Here is a 16,778-nt window from a genome sequence, read left to right as displayed (position 1 = left end):
CTCACAGCAGGCCGACGGCGGTGTCCACCGCCGCGGCCACGTCGTCGTCGGGCGGGTAGAGCAGCGACCGGCCCACGACCAGGCCGCGCACGGTGGGGAGCCGGAGCGCCTTCTCCCAGGAGGCGTACGTCTCGTCGGGGGTGCCCGGAGGGTCCCCGCCGAGCAGCAGCGCGGGCAGGTTCGACGCCTCCATCACCGCTTCCATGTGGTCGACCACGGGGACCTTCAGCCAGGTGTAGGCGGAGGTCCGGCCGAGGCCCTGGGCGATGGCCAGCGCGCGCATCATGGCTTCGGGGCTCAGGTCGTTGACGGCTCGCCCGTCGGGCCCGCGCCTGACCCAGAACGGCTCGACCAGAGCCGTCAGCCGGCGGTCCGCGAGGGCGGAGACGGCGTCCGCGCAGCCCGCCAGGGTGGAGGCGGTGGCGGCGTCGGCCGGATCGATGCGCAGGAGCATCTTCCCGGCGTTGAAGCCCATCTCCTCGATGGCGGCGGCGTCGTAGGCGGTGAACCGGTCGTCCATCTCGAAGACGGTGTCGGGTACGCCGCCGCGGTTCATCGAGCCGATGACGACCTTGTCCTCCAGGGCGCCGAGCAGGAGCAGGTCCTCCAGGACGTCGGGGGCGGCGAGCACACCGTCCACGCCCGGGCGTTCCAGCGCGGTCAGCAGGCGGTCCAGGAGTCCGGCGCGGTTGGCCATGGCGTCGGGCCGGCCGCGGACGGCGAGGGAGCCGCGGGCCGGATGGTCGGCGGCCACCAGCATCAGCCGGCCGGACGGCCGGATCATCGGGCGGCGGCTGCGCCGCTGGGCCGCCTCCAGGATCGCCTCGGGCCGCCGGGCCCGGGTCTCCCTCAGGGCCCGCAGTGCTCCCTCACGCATGCGGAGCCGCTTCCCGGGAGCGGGCGCGCTCCATCATGTCCTCCACCTGGGACGTAGTCGGCATGTCGGGGGCGCAGAAGAGCCGTCCCGCGACGAAGGCGCCTGCGGCGTTGGCGAAGCGGAGGGTCCGCTCCAGTGGCCAGCCCGCGAGCAGGCCGTGGCACAGGGCGCCGCCGAAGGCGTCGCCCGCTCCCAGGCCGTTGACGACCCGGACGGGGTGGGGGGCGACGACGACCCGTTCGGTCGCGGTGCGTGCCAGCACGCCCGCGGGTCCCTGCTTGACCACGGCCAGTTCGATGCCGGTGGCGAGCAGGGCGTCGGCCGCGGCGTCCGGGTCGCGTTCACCGACGGCGGCCTCGCACTCGTCGAGGTTGCCGACGGCCACGGTGGCCCCCGCGAGAGCGGCCCGCAGTGCGGGTCCGGCGGCCTGCGGGGAGGGCCAGAGCCGGGGCCGGTAGTCGAGGTCGAGCACGGTGATGCCCGAGCGGTCGCGGGCGGCCAGGGCCGCCAGGTGCGCGGACGCGCTGGGTTCGGCGGACAGCCCGGTGCCGGTGACCCAGAGGAGTCCGGCCGCCCGCACTTCCTCCGGGTCGAGCTCCTCGGGGCGGATCCGCAGGTCCGGGGTGCCGGGCGGGCGGTAGAACCAGATGGGGAAGTCGTCGGGCGGGAAGATCTCGCAGAAGGTGACCGGGGTCGGGGGCCCGGCGACGGGAACGACCCGGGAGGCGTCGACTCCGTACCCGCGCAGCTCCGTCCTGAGGTAGTCGCCGAAGGGGTCCTGCCCGGTACGGCTGATCAGGGCGGTGCGGCGGCCGTGCCGGGCGGCGGCGACGGAGACGTTGGCGGCGCTGCCGCCCAGGTGCTTGCCGAAGGACTCGACGTCGGCCAGGCCCACGCCCTGCTGGAGCGGGTAGAGGTCCACACCGAGCCGCCCCATGACCAGGACCTCGGGGGCGGGCCCCGGGGCGTTCATGACGTCACCTTCCGCAGATGGGCGAGCGAGGCGACGACATCGGCCGACGGGCCCTCGCCCACGGCGGGTTCGGCATCGAGCACGGTGTCCTGTTCCAGGACGTACCACCCGGTGTAGCCGGCCGCGTCCAGGGCCGTGGTGATCGCGGAGATGTCCACGTCTCCCCGGCCGAGCGGCTGGTAGAGCCCGGTCCGGACGGCTTCCGTGTACGTGACGTCCCCGGCCCGGACGCGGGCGGCGAGCGCCGCGTCGACGTCCTTGAGGTGGACGTGGGCGATGCGGTCGGCGGCCCGGCGGGCCAGGGCCACGGGGTCGGTACCGCCGGCCAGCAGGTGGCCGGTGTCCAGGCAGAGCGGGACGGAGCTGCCGGTGAGGACGCGTTCGACCTCGTCCGGGCCCTCGACCATCGTGCCGATGTGCGGGTGCAGGGTGGCGGTGATGCCTTCGACGCCGGCGTGGGCGGCGATCCGGTCGAGATGGGACAGGAGGGTGGCCCATTCCCGGTCCGTGAGCTCCGGGCGGGCGTCGTAGCCGTCGGATCCGGTGGCGGCGGCCAGGACCAGGGTCCGCGCGGTCCCGAACCCGGCCAGCGCGCGCCGGACTTCGGGGAGCGGATCGCGGCCGGGGTCGTGGAGGACGACGGGGACGAACCCGCCGACGGCGGCCAGGCCGTGCCCGGCGAGCAGTTCCGCACGGGCGTCCGGGTCCTGCGGCAGGAACCCGTCGGGCCCGAACTCGGTGGCGGCCAGACCCGCGGCGGCCATCTCCTCCAGCACCCGCTCGGGGGCCATCTGGTGACCCCAGCCCGGGACTTCGCACACACCCCAGGAGATGGGGGCTCCGGCGACGCGGATCATCGGCCCGCCTCCTCTACGCGTACGGGCCGGCCGGTACGGCACGAGAGGTCGGCGGCCTCGGCGATCAGCAGGGCCGCCAGCGCGTCGTCCCCGGTGCACGGGCTGGGGCGGGCGCCCGCGGCCACCTCGGTGAACGCGGTCAGTTCGGCGACGTACGCGTCACGGAAGCGGCTGAGGAACCCGTCGTGGGAGACGGCCCCGGGCTGCGGTCCGCCCGCGGTGAAGCGGAGGGGGGTGTGGGGGTCGAGGCCGGTGGCCAGGGTGCCGGTGGAGCCGGCCGCTTCCATCCGTACGTCGTAACCGGCGCCGTTGTACCGGGTGGCGGTGCAGGTCGCGAGCGTGCCGTCGTCGAGGGTGAGGACGGTGACGGCGGTGTCGACGTCTCCGGCGGCGGTGAAGCAGGAATCGCCGCGGTTGGCGCCGGTCGCGCTGACCTCGACGACCTCGCGGCCGGTGACCCAGCGCACCGTGTCGAAGTCGTGGACCGCGCAGTCGCGGAAGATGCCGCCCGACGCGGGCAGGTATCCGGCCGGTGGCGGCGCCGGATCCGCGGTGCACGCCCGGATCGTGTGGAGCCAGCCCAGCTCACCGGCGGCGACGGCGTCGCGCAGCGCGGTGAACCCGGCGTCGAAGCGGCGCTGGAAGCCGACCTGGAGCGGGACGCCGGTGCCGTCGAGCTCGGCCAGCAGGGTGCGGGTGCCGTCGAGGGTGCCGGCGATCGGCTTCTCGCAGAAGACGGGAACTCCGGCGCCCGCCGCGGCCCGTACGAGGTCCGCGTGGGCTGCGGTGGGAGCGGCGATCACGATGCCGTCCAGGCCCGAGTCCAGCAGCTCGTCGAGGCCGGGGGCGTACTCGGCACCGAGTTTGACGGCCAGCTCGCGCGCCTGGTGTTCGAGGGCGTCATGGAGGACGACCCGCTTCACGGCAGGCAGCCCGATCAGGGTCTCGGCGTGGAACGTGCCGATCCGGCCGGTACCGATGAGTCCGATGCGCATACGCGAATGCCTCCGGTTCGAGGAGGAGTGGATACCTGTCTGATCCCCCCGCACCCGATTTGTATCCCTGGCACTCACAACGAGTCAAGCATTTGTACTGACATATATACGTACTGAGCTTCCGTCAGCGTGTGCGGCATACTGAACGCCCGGCCCCACGCGTCCAGGAGTCCCCGTGGAATCGATCACCAGGCTGATAAGCATCGACCGCGGCAGTCCGGTGCCGCTGTACTTCCAGGTCGCCCAGCAGCTCCAACAGCTCATCGAATCCGGCACGTTGGCACCCGGCACCCGCCTGGAGAACGAGATCGCCCTGGCGGAGAAGTTCGGGCTCTCACGCCCGACGATGCGTCAGGCCATGCAGTACCTCGTCGACAAGGGGCTCCTGGCGCGCAAGCGCGGGGTGGGCACGCAGGTGGTCAACAACCGGGTACGCAGGCAGGTCGAGCTGACGAGCCTCTTCGAGGACCTCCGGCGCGACGGCCGCCACCCCCGCACCGAGGTGCTGTCCCTTTCGACCGTGCCCGCCGCGGGCACCGTCGCCGCCGCCCTCGACCTCGAACCGGGCACGCCCACCGTGGCACTGCGCAGGCTGCGTTACGCGGACGACGAGCCCATGGCCGTCCTGCAGAACCACCTCCCGGCCGGCCTGCTGCCCCTGGCCGAGGACGACCTCACCCGGTACGGCCTCTACGAACTGCTCAAGCGGGCCGGGGTCCCGCTGTGCACCGCCCGTCAGAACATCGGAGCCCGCAGGGCCACGGCGGCCGAGGCCCGCCTGCTGGACGAGGGCCGCAGCGGCACCCTGCTCACCATGGAACGCACGGTCCTGGGCGACGCGGGCCGCCCGGTGGAGTTCGGGTCCCACCTCTACCGGGCGTCGCGGTACTCCTTCGAGATGACGCTGAGCGCGCACTGAAAGCCCCGGAGGGGCGAACGGGGGCCTACGTCACTCACGCCCCACCGCTTCGACCCGCCGGGCGAGCGCCTCGTTCATCGCACGGAACTGCGGGAGCGTATCGGTCCGCAACTTCCCCTTCGCGAAAGGCACCGCGACCCCGGTGAAGGCTTCGCTCTGCGTGAGACGGACCCGGCCGCCGCCGATCTCCTCGATCACGAACCGGTGCTCCCCGTCCGCGATCCAGCCGGGCCCCATCCTCCCGAGCCAGCGGAGCTCCCGGCCCGGCTCCAGCGTCAGGACCTCCGGGGTGAAGACGGAGTCCCCGGTCCGGTCGTGCATCACGTTGCGCAGGGTCGCGCCCTCTTCGAGGCGGTGCCCCTGCGAGGTCACCTCGATCGAGGTCATGAAGGGGTTCCACTGCGGATAGGCGGGCAGGTCGGTCAGTACCTGCCAGACCTCGTCGGACGACGCCTCGATCTCGATGGAGGTGGTCAGCCGGACGGGGTGGGTGTTGCTCCACGCCGTGTACCCGCCGAGCAGGGCGACGAGCGCCGCCCCGGCCCCGAGGAGTACCCGGCGCCTGCGGCGCCGGGCGGGAACGGGAGCCTGATCGGCAGCCGGGGATGTGCCGGCCGGCATGGTCGGTAAGGCGGCGGTCATGGTCGGACTTCCTCTCGTCGGGGGTTACGCGGTCCGGGCGGCGGCGCCCCGCAGCACGCCGGTCACGAGCCGGTCGACGTACGCGGCTCCGAGGGGCCGGCCGGTGATGAGCAGCCGGTAGTACAGAGCGCCGGCCAACTGGTCGAAGAGCACCTCGGGTTCGACGTCCTCCCGCAACTCGCCCGCGTCCCGGGCCTGTTCGATGAGCCGCAGGACCAAGGCGTTGCGCCGGACGAACATGGCCTGCACCGCGGCGCCGATGTCCGCGTGGCGCGCGGCGGCGGCGGCGACCTCGGCGACGAGCCCGGCCGACGTGTCGCCCGAGGCCGCGGGGCGCCCGGCGAGCCGCATCCGGTCGAGGCCGTCGACGATCGCGTTGAGGTAGCGCGTGAGATCGGCGCGTACGTCGCCCCGGTACTCGACGGGGACCTCGTCCTGCATCCGCGCCACGACGGCGACGACGAGGTGGTCCTTGGTGGGCCATCGCCGGTACAGCGTGGTCTTGGCGACCCCGGCCTTCACAGCCACCTCGTCGACCGAGAAGGCGTCGTAGCCGCGCTCCAGCAGCAACTCCAGTGCCGCACCGGCGATGCGGGCGTCCGCCGCCTCACTGCGCGGCCGACCGCGCCGGACTGCCGGTTCCATGGGCCACCTCTTATCGCTACGACCGTTTCGTAAAACGAAGGTAGCTCCACGCGACCCTTTACGCAACGGTCGTAGCGAAAAGATTCACCCCGAAGAATTCCCGGCAGATTCGGGATGCCCAGGCCCCTGTGATCGTGATTCGTGGGGGCCGCGTCGGCCGACCGTCACCGCGCGGCCGCGCAAGGCCCGTCAGCCGAGGAAGAGCGGTAGTCGCGGGGCCAGGCCGCCGAGCCGGGCCGTCTCCGCCTCTGTCGCGGCACGCCGCCCGGTGCCGACGAGAAGGACGTCCCGGTCGGAGAGCGACGCGGGGAACGCCGCCCCGGCGATCGACTCCAGGAGCACCCGCGAGCGCGCGAGGCCCTCCCGCGGCGGGCCCGCCGCGTCCGGGAGATGGGCGATGAGGTCGAGGTGGTGCAGCGTCCATTCCAGGACGTACGTGGTGAGGTAGTCGTCGACCGTGAACACCTCGTCGCGGGTGCCGACCCGGCCCGCGGGATCCGCGAGAGCCGCCGCCCGGCCCGCGGCCGACCCCACGTCGTCGAGGTGGAACCTGAGCAGCCACGGCTCCTCGTACGCCGCCGCCAGACGCACGGTCAGCGCGTCGAGCGGGTCGTCACCGGTCGGCGCCGTGGTGGAGACCTCCCAGTACGTGACCGCGTCGCGCGTCGGCTCCGAAGCGACCGGCGTGGCGAGCGTGATCAGGACGTCCTGGGCGTCGATGACCAGATGGCACACCAGATCCCGTACGAGCCAGCCGGTGCAGCCGGACGGGCGGGCGAAGTCCTCGTCCGGAAGTCCGGCGACCGCCGCACGAAGCGCTGCCCATGTGTGGGAGAAGAGGTCCATCGCCGCAATCTAAGGGCTGCCGCGCTCCGACGCTCCTTCTCTCCGCCGGACTCCGTGTATCGCGGGCGTATCGAAATCCGCATACGCCCCCGCAACCACGACCCGTCTCCCATAGGTCCATGAACCACAACGCCACCTCGCCCGCGCCGCCCCGTCGCGCGCGCGGGATCGCGCTCGGCGGCCTCGCGGTCCTCGCCCTGGCGGTCGCCGCGTTCCCCGTGCGGCGGATGCTCACGATGGCCGCGCCGCGGTGCATGGCGGGGCGCTGGCACGGCTGTTACGACACGTTCAACGGGATCGTGCTCATGACGCTGGTCGCGCTGCCCCTGTCCGCACTCGCCGTGTGGGTGCTGGCGCGCAGCCGGCGCACCATCGACGGCGTATCGCCGTGGCGGCTGTCGCTGGCCGAGGTGGGCATCATCCACGGGACGGCGCCGTTCCTGTGGATGACGATGATGCCGGGGGCCGAGCCCGGCACCGCGGCCGGCGCGGTGAGCCTGGTGCCGCTGCGGGACCTGGTCACGATGGGGCCGCTCGGGATCGTCGGCAACCTGCTGGTCTTCGCGTCGCTGGGCTTCTTCGCCCCGATCCGGTTCGCGTCACTGGCGTCCGTGCCGCGGGTCCTGGCTCTCGGGGCGGGCTGCTCGGCGCTGGTCGAGATCGCGCAGTACGTCTGCCGGCTGGACCGGGTGTCCTCCGTGGACGACGTCCTGGTCAACGCCACCGGCGCCGTACTGGCCGGGCTGGCGTCGCGCCGCTGGTGGCGTACGGAGGCACAGGCGTCCACGGACCGGCAGCACCCCGCTCCGGCCGGCCGGTCCTAGGCTTCACACATGCGCGTACTGATCGTGGAGGACGAGCCCTATCTGGCCGAGGCCGTCCGTGACGGTCTGCGGCTGGAGGCGATCGCCGCCGACATCGCGGGCGACGGCGACACGGCCCTGGAACTGCTCGGCGTCCACTCCTACGACCTCGCGGTCCTCGACCGCGACATCCCCGGCCCCTCCGGCGACGAGGTCGCCCGGCGCATCGTCGCCTCCGGCAGCGGCATGCCGATCCTCATGCTGACCGCGGCCGACCGGATCGACGACAAGGCGTCCGGGTTCGGGCTCGGCGCCGACGACTACCTCACCAAGCCGTTCGAGCTGCGGGAGCTGGTCCTGCGGCTGAGGGCGCTCGACCGCAGGCGCGCGTACGCCCGGCCCCCGGTCCGCGAGATCGCGGGCCTGCGGCTGGACCCGTTCCGCCGGGAGGTCTTCCGTGACGGCCGGTACGTCGCGCTGACCCGTAAACAGTTCGCCGTGCTGGAGGTCCTCGTCGCCGCCGAGGGCGGCATCGTCAGCGCCGAGGAACTGCTGGAACGGGCCTGGGACGAGAACGCGGACCCGTTCACCAATGCCGTACGCATCACCGTCTCGGCCCTGCGCAAACGGCTCGGCGCACCGTGGCTCATCGCCACGGTGCCCGGCGTCGGCTACCGGATCGACACGGGCGCGCGCGCTCCCGCGCCCGGCAGCCCGCATGCGTAGACGCCCGGGGCTCAGCGTCCGGCTGAAGCTGACCCTCAGCTACGCCGCGTTCCTCGCCGTCGCCGGTGCTCTTCTGCTGGCCGTGGTGTGGGTCTACCTGCTGCGCTACGTACCCGACAACCCGCAGGGCCTGCTCGGGATCTCGCCCAACCGCTACCTCCTCATCCACACGTTCGCGCCGCCCGCCGCCATCGCGATGGCCGCCCTGCTGGTGTTCGGTCTCGTGGGGGGATGGCTGCTGGCCGGGCGGATGCTGGCGCCGCTGACGCAGATCACGGAGGCGGCACGGCGGGCCGGGTCCGGGTCGCTGGCGCACCGGATCCGGATGGAGGGCCGTCAGGACGAGTTCCGGGAGCTCTCCGACACATTCGACGCGATGCTCGGACAACTCGAGTCCCATGTCGCCGAGCAACAGCGGTTCGCCGCGAACGCCTCCCACGAACTGCGCACCCCGCTGGCGATCTCGCGCACGCTCCTCGACGTCGCGCGCAAGGACCCCGCACGGAACGGGGACGCGCTCATCGACCGCCTGCACGAGGTGAACACGCGGGCCATCGACCTGACCGAAGCGCTCCTGCTCCTCAGCCGCGGCGAACGCGGCTCCTTCACGAGGCAGAGCGTCGACCTGTCCCTCCTCGCCGAGGAAGCCGCCGAAACGCTGCTCCCGCTCGCCGAAGGCCGCCGGATCACCCTCGACGTCACCGGCACGGCGGCCGGGACCAGCGGCTCGGCGGAGCTCCTGCTGCGGATGGTGACGAACCTCGTCCAGAACGCCGTCGTCCACAACCTGCCCACGGGCGGCAGCGTGACGGTCCGCACCGGGACACACGACGGCACGAGCGTGCTGCGGGTCGAGAACACGGGCCGCCGGCTGCCCCCGGAACTCGTACCGACCCTGACCGAACCCTTCCAGCGCGGTGCGGAACGCGTACGCACGGACGAGCACCCGGGCGCCGGACTCGGCCTGGCCATCGTGCACAGCATCGTCCGCGCCCACGCCGGAACCCTCGACCTCGACGCCCGTCCCGCAGGCGGCCTCCTCGTCACGGTCCGGCTTCCGGGCACGGGGCCCGGGGCAGGCGGCTGATCCGGAAGGGCCGGACGGAGCGGAGCGGGTGAGCGGACGGCGTCAGTCCTGTTCTCCGTCGTGCGGGGCGGGGGCGGGCGGCAGGGTCGGGTGGTCGGGGATCGGATAGACGCCGACGGCGAAGCCGTGGACCGTGTCACCGCTGCGCGGCAGCGTGTCGAACTCGTGGATCACCTGCTCGACGCGCTCCCAGAACGCGGCCGCCTGTTCGTCGGAGATCCGGGCCCGCCGGATGAACCCACGCAGCTGCCCGAGCTCGTACGCCGGGGCCGACTCCTTCGCCGCGACCTCGAAGTCGTTGAAGTCGTGCGGCAGTTGCCCGCCGGGCGCCTGCCGGCCGAGGCCGACGAAGAACATCCGCGCGGTACGGCCGTAGTAGCGCTCCTCGATCGCCCGGACCCTGCGGGTCCGCACCACGCGCAGCAGACCGGCCTTGGTCAGGACCGCGACATGGTGCGCGACGGTGCTCTTGGGCCGCTTGACCGCGGCGGCGAGCTCGGTCACCGTCGCGGCGCGCTCGTGCAGCAGCCCGAGGAGGGTCGTGCGCAGGGGGTCGCCGATGGCCCGCACCTGCTCAGCGGTGGTGAGCTCGATCGTCTCGTCGAGTTCGTAGTCCGGAGTATTGCTCGGCATAATTCGAATAGACTAGCATCGCCGATTGTTCCAAACTTTTGGATCGTTCAGAGATGAACTCAGCAGGATGAACTCAGCGAGATGAAGGCGGGCAGACGATGGCCGAGGTTGTGCTGTTCCATCACGCGCAGGGACTGACCCCCGGGGTCGAGGCCTTCGCGGCCGAACTCCGCCGGGCCGGCCACACCGTCCACGTGCCGGACCTCTACGAGGGGCACACGTTCGAGACCCTGGAGCAGGGCATCGGCCATGCGAGCCGGACGGGGTTCGGCACCGTCATGGAGCGCGGCATCGCCGCCGCCCGGGCGCTCGGCGAGGACGTGGTCTACGCGGGCTTCTCCCTCGGCGTCATGCCGGCCCAGCGCCTGGCCCAGACCCGTCCCGGCGCCAGGGGCGCTCTGCTCGTCGATGCCTGCATGCCCGTGTCCGAGTTCGGCGAGGCGTGGCCGGCCGGCGTCCCGGTGCAGGTGCACGGGATGGACGGGGACCCGTTCTTCGCCGACGAGGGAGACCTCGACGCCGCGAGGGAGCTGACCGCCGCCACCGACGGGGCCGAGCTGTTCCTCTACCCCGGCAAGAACCACCTGTTCGCGGACTCCTCGCTGTCGTCCTACGACCGGAGCGCGGCGGAGCTGCTGACCGGGCGGGCCATCGCGTTCCTGAACGGCCTGCGGTAGCGGGGAAGCTCCGTCTCGGCCGGGTCGCACGTGCGGCGGCACCGCCGGTGTCAGACCCGCCTGGGATGCTCCGGGCATGGAGATGACCGTGCAACTGACGATCGACTGCTCCGATCCGCAGAGGATGGTGGCCTTCTGGGCCGAGGCCCTGGGCTACGTCCCCGAGCCTCCGCCGTCCGGGCACGCCACGTGGCGTGCGTACTGGGCGTCGATGGGGGTGCCCGAGGAGGAGTTGCCGGCCGGTGCCGGGGACGTCCCGGAGTCGATCATCGATCCTGCGGGGCAGGGCCCGAGGGTGTGGTTCCAGCAGGTTCCGGAGCCGAAGGCCGCCAAGAACCGCTGGCACTTCGACCTGAAGGTCGGCGGGGGCCGCGCCGTCCCGCTGGACGTCCGCGCCCAGCGGGTCAGGGCCACGACGGAGAGGCTGGTCGCGGCCGGTGCCACCGTGCTGGAGATCAGGGAAGAGCCGGACACGGGGCTGTTCGCCGCGGCCATGCAGGACCCCGAGGGCAACGAATTCGACGTGGTCTGAGGGCTGTTGGGGCGGTACGGTCGCGGCCTGGGCGGTACCGCCCGCCGGGCGGTCCGCGTCGGCGGAGTTGATGAAGGGGAACCGGCGTGGCCTTTCCGATCGGATACGCGGCGTCGACGGCGCTCATCGCGTGGTGCACGTTCTTCGCCGTCATCGCACCGCGCCGGCCCCGGCCGCTGGCGCACCTGAGCTTCCTGTTCGGCATGGTCCTCAACGAGGTGCCGTTCCTGGGCATCATCGTCCTGGCCGCCTCCACGGCCCTGGCCGCAGCCCAGGGCGACCTGGGTTCGACGGGCGCCAGGGCGACGGTGGCGGTGGCCGCGGCCGCCGCCGTCGGCCTGGCGGCATCCGCGTGGCGGGGCCTGCGCACGGATCAGGCCGTGGCCCGGGCCCTGGACGAAGGGCTGGGGACGGAGTGGCGGGACCGGGTCCGCATACCGCTGCGCCGCCACCGGCCCTGGGTCCGCATCGTGCTGCTGCCCGGCATGATGCGGCGGCGAGGCGTGCAGCGGATCCCCAACATCAGCTACGGGGACGCCGGACGCCGGAACCTTCTCGACGTCTACCTCCGCCGCGATGCACCGCGGGACGCACCGGTCCTCATCTACTTCCACGGCGGTCACTACAGCGGCGGCGCGAAGAACCGCGAGGCCCGCCCTCTGCTGTACCACCTCGCCGCCCAGGGCTGGATGTGCGTCAGCGCCAACTACCGGCTGCGGCCGCAGACCAGCTTCCCCGGCCATCAGATCGACGCCAAGAAGGTCATCGCCTGGGTCCGCGAGCACGGCTCCGCGTACGGCGCCGACCCGTCGAAACTGTTCGTGGCGGGCAGCTCCGCCGGAGCCAACATGGCCTCCCTGTGCGCGCTCACGCCGAACGACCCGTCGTTCCAGCCCGGCTTCGAGTCGGCGGACACCTCCGTCACCGCCGCGATCTCCCTCTACGGCTACTACGGCCACTACTTCGGCACCCAGCCGGACGAGCCGCCGCCCCCGCCCCAGCCGCAGGGCTACGTCCACCCCGGCGCTCCGCCGTTCCTCATCGCGCACGGCACGAAGGACGCGCTCGGGACCGTGGAGGGCGCCCGGAACTTCGCGGCGCAACTGCGCCGGACCTCGGGCAGCGCAGTGGTCTACGCCGAACTACCGGGTGGACAGCATGCGTTCGACATCTTTCACTCCGCGCGCTTCGACGCCGTCGTGGACGGCGTCGAAGCGTTCGCCGCCTGGACCCTGGGCGCGCGGCAGCCCGCACCGGACGCCACCCGCCAGGACCTGTCGGACTACTGATCCCGTGACGGGCCGTGGTGAGCGGACTCCTGCGAGCCGACGGCGGCGTCCCGTTGATGCCGTGGTGATCGAATCGTTGCCGCGCCGCGTACAACCGCTCACAGCCCTCTGTTGTCCCACAGTAAGCCGAGAGGACATGCCTCCGGCCGGTGCGCTGCGCGCCCGGTCAAGGCTGCTGGGGAAGGGTCGGGCTCGAAGATGGCCAGGACGATGTGGAAAGCCGTGATCGCCGGTGGAGCCGCGCTGGTGTTCACCGGCGTGGCGGCGGCTCCGGCCGGGGCGGCGGAGGGTGGGGTCGCCTTCAGCAGGGTCTCCGTGAACGGCGGGAAGCCGATCGTGATCGGGGTCAAGGAAATGGTCGAAGTGCATGCGACCTTCCGGATGACGACCACACTCCGACACGACAGCGGGCCGACGGTGTTCCCCTACCGGGGGACGACGGAGAACCCGGAGACCCTGTGGAACGTCATCGAAAGCAGCGACTGCAAGGTCGTGGACAGGGCGAAGGGAATCTGCGACTTCGAGGAGTCGCTGTACATCGACCCGCGGGACCTCGACTTCGGGAACGAGGACGCAGGCACCTGGCGGACCGCCGCGCGGGTCTTTCTCCCCGGCGACTCCCAGGACATTGACGACGTCAATGTCCCGTTGCAGGTCAAGCGGGCCACGCGCCTCACTGTCGACGCCTCGCCGGAGCCGGTCGCGATCGGCAGGACGATCACCGTGTCCGGCCGTCTCACACGGGCCAACTGGGACACCCACACGTACCAGGGGTACGGGGGCCGAACTGTCAGCCTTCAGTTCAAGGCGACGGGCGCCTCGTCGTACAAGACCGTCAGGACTGCGGTGTCCAGTGCGACGGGGTCCCTCAGGACCACGGTGAAGGCCACCGGGCCGGGGACGTGGCGGTGGACGTACTACGGCAACTCCGTCTCCGGGGCTTCGTCGTCGGGCGGGGACACTGTCGCCACCCAACCCCGCGTGCTGCACTCGGCGTTCCCACGGGTGATGCACGCGATGTAGAACTCCGAGCGTGCTCCTGGGCCGGGCCCGGCCGGGCAGCACGCTCGGTCACCGTCACGCAGGGCCGGACGTGACCGCCCACCGCCGTTGGAGGCCTCGAAGAAATGATCACGTTCCTGATTTCCTTCGTCGTCGACCAGCTCCTGACCCCGGGGCCTCCAGGGCGGCGACGCCGCGAGCGGGCGCAGGAACGCGCCTTCGCGGACGGCGGTGAGGTGACCTTCGAGGCGTACGTCCTGGGCGACCGTCCGTACTGCCGCCCGGTACCCGTCTTCCTCTCCGCCTCCCGGACCGCGCTGCACGTGTCGCCCACCGAGGTGAAGGAGCTCCGGCGCAGCGCGCTGCCGGCCGAGCGGATCGCCGTACAGCGGATACGGAACCGGGCACGGACGGACCCGCGCACCATCCACTCGTACTGGCAGCTCGCCGAATGCCGTGACGGACAGGCCGACATCCTGATCGCCTGCGCTCCCGAGCACATGCGGTACGTGACCGAGACGCTCCGCCCTACCTGAAGTACTCCAGGACCAGCGGCAGGTCCTCCAGCCACGCCCGCAGGCGGGCCCGCTTCCGGGCGGCGATCACGCACGGGTAGGCGGCACCGTTGCGCAGGCGGACGGTCACCCCCAGATGCTTCGGGCTCGTGGCCGCGTACTCGACCGTGCTGATGTCCGCCCAGGTGAAGCGCACCTCACCGAGCGGCGTTCCGAGGTCGACCCCCGCCGCATGGACCAGAAGGAAGCTGTCCGCGCTGACCGCCATGAAGTCCATGTCGGACCCGGCGTCGGGCTCCACGTAGTTCGGCGGCCCGAATCCTGGCGGCGCCTTGTGGAGCGGGACTGCGGCGGCGGCCGCCGGTGCGTACGAGGGCGGCGGGGGCACCGCCACCGTGGGGGTGTGCGTCGGGCCGCCCGGCACGAACAGGTCCAACAGCCGCTCCGGCGTGGGCCGTTCGCCGGGCTCCTTGGCCAGGCACGAGGCCACGATCGGCCTCAGGCCCTCCGGCACCACGGCCAGATCCGGCGCCTCGTGCACCGACCGGTACATCAGCCCCATCGGCGTACCCGCCCCGAACGCCGCTCCGCCCGCCGCCGCGACGAGCACGGCCCCGAGCGCGAACACATCCGCGGCTCCCCCGACTTCGAGTCCCTGTGCCTGCTCGGGCGCCAGGAAACCGGGGGTCCCGAAGGCCATTCCGGTGGCCGTCAGGCGGGTCGACTCCAGCGCCCGCGCGATGCCGAAGTCCAGGACCCTCGGCCCGTCCGAGGCCATGATGATGTTGCCGGGCTTCAGGTCGCGGTGCACCAGCCCGCAGCGGTGGATCGCCGCCAGCGCCTCGGCGAGCGCCGCACCCAGCTGCCGCAGCCGCGGCTCGCCCATCGGGCCCTCGGCCTCGATCAGCGCGCCGAGCGTGGGCCCGGGGATGTACGCCGTGGCCAGCCAGGGCGCCGCCGCTGCCGGGTCCGCGTCCACCACGGGCGCCGTGTGGAAGCCGCCCACGCTGCGCGCGGCCTCGACCTCGGCGCGGAACCGCTCCCGGAAGTGCGGGTCGGTCGCGAGCTCGGAGCGCGCCACCTTCACGGCCACCGCACGCCCGCCGCGCGACCGCGCCAGATAGACGACGCCCATCCCGCCGGCGCCCAACTGCCGCTCCACGGCGTACCCGCCGACACTCTCCGGCAGCCCCGAACCGTCCGCCCCGTACCCCATGCGCCGCACGCCCCCTGTATTCCGGCGGCCAGTATGACGCAGGAGGGGTGGGCGGAAGGTACCGGCTGCCGCGCAGGCTCTCGTCTCGCTCTGCCATGGATATATCCAGAGAGGTATACTCGACGTACGAGCCGATATCACCGGAGGTGCTTGATGAGTCGCACAGTGATCGACCTCGACGACGAACTGCTGGCCGATGTGGCTCAGGCCCTGGGGACCGGCACCAAAAAGGAGACGGTCAACACCGCTCTGCGCGAGGTGCTGGAGAATCGCCGGCGGGCTCTCGCTCTCACTCGGCTGCGAGCCGCAGCGGACGAGGGCGGCTTCGATCTTGATGCCTTCGAGGACAAGAGGGACTACCGGCGGTGAGCGCGGCACAGTTCCTGATCGACACCAGCGCGCTCGCTCGCTTCTTCCGCGCCGATGCCGAACAGTACGGATGGGATCAGGCCGCCACAGCAGGGCTCATCGCCACGTGCCCCATTACCGAGCTGGAGTTCTTCTACAGCGTCCGCTCCGTCGCAGACCGTGCACGCGGCATCGACGACATGCGCATGCTGTTCGGCTGGGTGCCCGTCGATGACCGCGCATACGATCGCGCCTGGCAGGTCCAGGATCTACTGACCCGGCGCGGTCAGCACCGCAGTGCGGGAGCTGTGGACCTTGTCGTTGCCGCCACCGCGGAACTTCAGGGGCTGACCCTCCTGCACCGCGATCACGACTTCGAATGCATCGCCGCCATCACTGGCCAGGCAATACAGTGGTACGGCCCGCAGGCCGGTAAATGAAGGCATCCCCGGTCGCGGTCCTGGCCTCGTGCCCACGCGTACATCGCGCTCCAGCGAACCCTTAGCCGCTGGTCCGGCCAACCGAGGGTGCAGTGCGGCCGGCCTCAGCCGCCCGCGGTGTCGTCGACCTTGAAGTCCATGCTGACCTTGCCGTTCAGGACCGACTTCGCCGTCACCGTCACGCCGTACTGCTTGCCCTCCGAGGCCAGTTGGCAGCGGATGGTGGCACCCACCCGGGCCGGAAGGTCCTCGGAGCAGGAGAAGGCGTCGGGCGCCTTGCCGACCTGGGCCGTCAGCGCGGCCTTGCCCTGCCGGGCGACCTCGGCCCTGTTCACGGCCTGGCCCCCGGCGTCGGTACCGGTACTCGCGGCGTCGGTCGGCTCCGCGGAGTCTCCGGCGCCCGCGGCCTCGTCGACCTTGAAGTCCAGGTTGACCTTGTCGCCGTCGACCGATTTCACGGTGGCCGTCATGCCCTGCTTCTTGCCGCCGTCGGTGAGCTCGCACCGTATGCTCGCGCCCACCTCGGCCTTGAGGTCGTCCTCGCAGGTCACGTCGTCGGGCTCCCGGCCGACCTTCTTGCCCAGGGCCGCCGAGGCCTGCTTGGCGACCTCGTCCTTCTTCACTTCCTTCGACCCCACGCTCGCCGAACAACCCGCCGCGAACGCCACCGCCAGCAGCGCCCCTGCTGCGCGCACGACGATCCGGCTTCCGGTTGACTGCCGCATGCGGCTCCCCCTAGGTCAAGGAATGTTCACG

At 72.0% G+C, this 16,778-nt stretch carries 21 protein-coding genes; 11 read left to right on the top strand and 10 right to left on the bottom strand.

What is annotated here, in order from left to right; genetic code table 11:
- Position 1: 1 nt before the first annotated feature.
- The 4 genes from ACIQMX_RS33635 to ACIQMX_RS33620 are packed head-to-tail and all read right to left on the bottom strand — an operon-like array spanning position 2 to position 3,702.
- On the bottom strand, positions 2 to 877 hold the full coding sequence (locus tag ACIQMX_RS33635; protein ID WP_402483825.1) for a deoxyribose-phosphate aldolase: 876 nt from the start codon (positions 875 to 877) through the stop codon (positions 2 to 4).
- Positions 870 to 1,850: a 5-dehydro-2-deoxygluconokinase gene (iolC, locus tag ACIQMX_RS33630; protein ID WP_402483823.1), complete on the bottom strand. Its 981-nt coding sequence runs from the start codon at positions 1,848 to 1,850 to the stop codon at positions 870 to 872. The genes ACIQMX_RS33635 and iolC overlap by 8 nt, the downstream gene beginning before the upstream one ends.
- A complete protein-coding gene (locus tag ACIQMX_RS33625) occupies positions 1,847 to 2,704 on the bottom strand; it encodes a TIM barrel protein (RefSeq protein ID WP_402483945.1) in 858 nt (285 codons plus the stop codon). The genes iolC and ACIQMX_RS33625 overlap by 4 nt, the downstream gene beginning before the upstream one ends.
- The gene (locus tag ACIQMX_RS33620; RefSeq protein ID WP_363069089.1) at positions 2,704 to 3,702 is read right to left on the bottom strand and encodes a Gfo/Idh/MocA family oxidoreductase; all 999 of its coding nucleotides are present in this window, start codon (positions 3,700 to 3,702) and stop codon (positions 2,704 to 2,706) included. The genes ACIQMX_RS33625 and ACIQMX_RS33620 overlap by 1 nt, the downstream gene beginning before the upstream one ends.
- Positions 3,703 to 3,877: 175 nt before the next feature.
- Between ACIQMX_RS33620 and ACIQMX_RS33615 the strand changes: the two genes are divergently transcribed.
- Positions 3,878 to 4,621, top strand: coding sequence for a GntR family transcriptional regulator (locus tag ACIQMX_RS33615; RefSeq protein ID WP_402483821.1), 744 nt, complete (start codon positions 3,878 to 3,880; stop codon positions 4,619 to 4,621).
- Between the two features lie 30 nt (positions 4,622 to 4,651).
- Here the strand turns inward: ACIQMX_RS33615 and ACIQMX_RS33610 are convergent, their stop codons facing one another.
- From ACIQMX_RS33610 to ACIQMX_RS33600, 3 genes are all read right to left on the bottom strand, one after another.
- Positions 4,652 to 5,263: an SRPBCC family protein gene (locus tag ACIQMX_RS33610; protein ID WP_402483819.1), complete on the bottom strand. Its 612-nt coding sequence runs from the start codon at positions 5,261 to 5,263 to the stop codon at positions 4,652 to 4,654.
- A gap of 24 nt (positions 5,264 to 5,287) precedes the next feature.
- Positions 5,288 to 5,908, bottom strand: coding sequence for a TetR/AcrR family transcriptional regulator (locus ACIQMX_RS33605; RefSeq protein WP_402483817.1), 621 nt, complete (start codon positions 5,906 to 5,908; stop codon positions 5,288 to 5,290).
- Between the two features lie 189 nt (positions 5,909 to 6,097).
- Positions 6,098 to 6,754, bottom strand: a complete 657-nt coding sequence (locus ACIQMX_RS33600) for a maleylpyruvate isomerase N-terminal domain-containing protein (RefSeq protein ID WP_402483815.1) — start codon at positions 6,752 to 6,754, stop codon at positions 6,098 to 6,100.
- A 119-nt stretch (positions 6,755 to 6,873) separates the two neighbouring features.
- Between ACIQMX_RS33600 and ACIQMX_RS33595 the strand changes: the two genes are divergently transcribed.
- Genes ACIQMX_RS33595 through ACIQMX_RS33585 form a run of 3 tightly spaced genes read left to right on the top strand, consistent with a single transcriptional unit; the run spans position 6,874 to position 9,370 of the window.
- Positions 6,874 to 7,578: a VanZ family protein gene (locus ACIQMX_RS33595; protein WP_402483813.1), complete on the top strand. Its 705-nt coding sequence runs from the start codon at positions 6,874 to 6,876 to the stop codon at positions 7,576 to 7,578.
- 9 nt (positions 7,579 to 7,587) lie between these two features.
- On the top strand, positions 7,588 to 8,283 hold the full coding sequence (locus tag ACIQMX_RS33590; protein WP_402483811.1) for a response regulator transcription factor: 696 nt from the start codon (positions 7,588 to 7,590) through the stop codon (positions 8,281 to 8,283).
- Positions 8,276 to 9,370, top strand: coding sequence for a sensor histidine kinase (locus ACIQMX_RS33585; protein WP_402483809.1), 1,095 nt, complete (start codon positions 8,276 to 8,278; stop codon positions 9,368 to 9,370). The genes ACIQMX_RS33590 and ACIQMX_RS33585 overlap by 8 nt, the downstream gene beginning before the upstream one ends.
- Positions 9,371 to 9,412: 42 nt before the next feature.
- Here ACIQMX_RS33585 and ACIQMX_RS33580 read toward each other — a convergent pair whose 3' ends face one another.
- Positions 9,413 to 10,003, bottom strand: coding sequence for an ArsR/SmtB family transcription factor (locus tag ACIQMX_RS33580; RefSeq protein WP_402483807.1), 591 nt, complete (start codon positions 10,001 to 10,003; stop codon positions 9,413 to 9,415).
- A 98-nt stretch (positions 10,004 to 10,101) separates the two neighbouring features.
- On the opposite strand from ACIQMX_RS33580, the gene ACIQMX_RS33575 reads away from it, so the two are divergent.
- From ACIQMX_RS33575 to ACIQMX_RS33555, 5 genes are all read left to right on the top strand, one after another.
- Positions 10,102 to 10,680: a dienelactone hydrolase family protein gene (locus ACIQMX_RS33575; protein ID WP_402483805.1), complete on the top strand. Its 579-nt coding sequence runs from the start codon at positions 10,102 to 10,104 to the stop codon at positions 10,678 to 10,680.
- 76 nt (positions 10,681 to 10,756) lie between these two features.
- Positions 10,757 to 11,212 (top strand): VOC family protein, encoded by a 456-nt coding sequence (locus ACIQMX_RS33570; RefSeq protein WP_402483803.1) that lies wholly within the window; start codon positions 10,757 to 10,759, stop codon positions 11,210 to 11,212.
- Between the two features lie 86 nt (positions 11,213 to 11,298).
- A complete protein-coding gene (locus tag ACIQMX_RS33565; RefSeq protein WP_402483801.1) occupies positions 11,299 to 12,501 on the top strand; it encodes an alpha/beta hydrolase in 1,203 nt (400 codons plus the stop codon).
- A 198-nt stretch (positions 12,502 to 12,699) separates the two neighbouring features.
- Positions 12,700 to 13,524, top strand: a complete 825-nt coding sequence (locus tag ACIQMX_RS33560; RefSeq protein ID WP_402483800.1) for a hypothetical protein — start codon at positions 12,700 to 12,702, stop codon at positions 13,522 to 13,524.
- Positions 13,525 to 13,628: 104 nt separating this feature from the next.
- A complete protein-coding gene (locus ACIQMX_RS33555; protein ID WP_402483798.1) occupies positions 13,629 to 14,039 on the top strand; it encodes a hypothetical protein in 411 nt (136 codons plus the stop codon).
- On the opposite strand, the gene ACIQMX_RS33550 is transcribed toward ACIQMX_RS33555, so the two are convergent.
- The gene (locus ACIQMX_RS33550) at positions 14,032 to 15,234 is read right to left on the bottom strand and encodes a serine/threonine-protein kinase (RefSeq protein WP_402483943.1); all 1,203 of its coding nucleotides are present in this window, start codon (positions 15,232 to 15,234) and stop codon (positions 14,032 to 14,034) included. The two genes, ACIQMX_RS33555 and ACIQMX_RS33550, sit on opposite strands and share 8 nt — an antisense overlap.
- A 153-nt stretch (positions 15,235 to 15,387) precedes the next feature.
- Here ACIQMX_RS33550 and ACIQMX_RS33545 point away from each other — a divergent pair, with 153 nt between their 5' ends.
- Positions 15,388 to 15,603, top strand: coding sequence for a type II toxin-antitoxin system VapB family antitoxin (locus tag ACIQMX_RS33545; RefSeq protein ID WP_363069061.1), 216 nt, complete (start codon positions 15,388 to 15,390; stop codon positions 15,601 to 15,603).
- Positions 15,600 to 16,022 (top strand): PIN domain nuclease, encoded by a 423-nt coding sequence (locus ACIQMX_RS33540; protein WP_402483795.1) that lies wholly within the window; start codon positions 15,600 to 15,602, stop codon positions 16,020 to 16,022. Before ACIQMX_RS33545 ends, ACIQMX_RS33540 begins: the two co-directional genes overlap by 4 nt.
- A 104-nt stretch (positions 16,023 to 16,126) precedes the next feature.
- Here ACIQMX_RS33540 and ACIQMX_RS33535 read toward each other — a convergent pair whose 3' ends face one another.
- Positions 16,127 to 16,747, bottom strand: coding sequence for a DUF4333 domain-containing protein (locus ACIQMX_RS33535; RefSeq protein ID WP_402483793.1), 621 nt, complete (start codon positions 16,745 to 16,747; stop codon positions 16,127 to 16,129).
- Between the last annotated feature and the right edge of the window lie 31 nt (positions 16,748 to 16,778).

This window comes from Streptomyces sp. NPDC091416 (assembly GCF_044756845.1).
Classification (GTDB): domain Bacteria; phylum Actinomycetota; class Actinomycetes; order Streptomycetales; family Streptomycetaceae; genus Streptomyces.
Note: the sequence above shows the minus strand (reverse complement) of the source record. Positions and strands in the feature narration are given on the sequence as shown.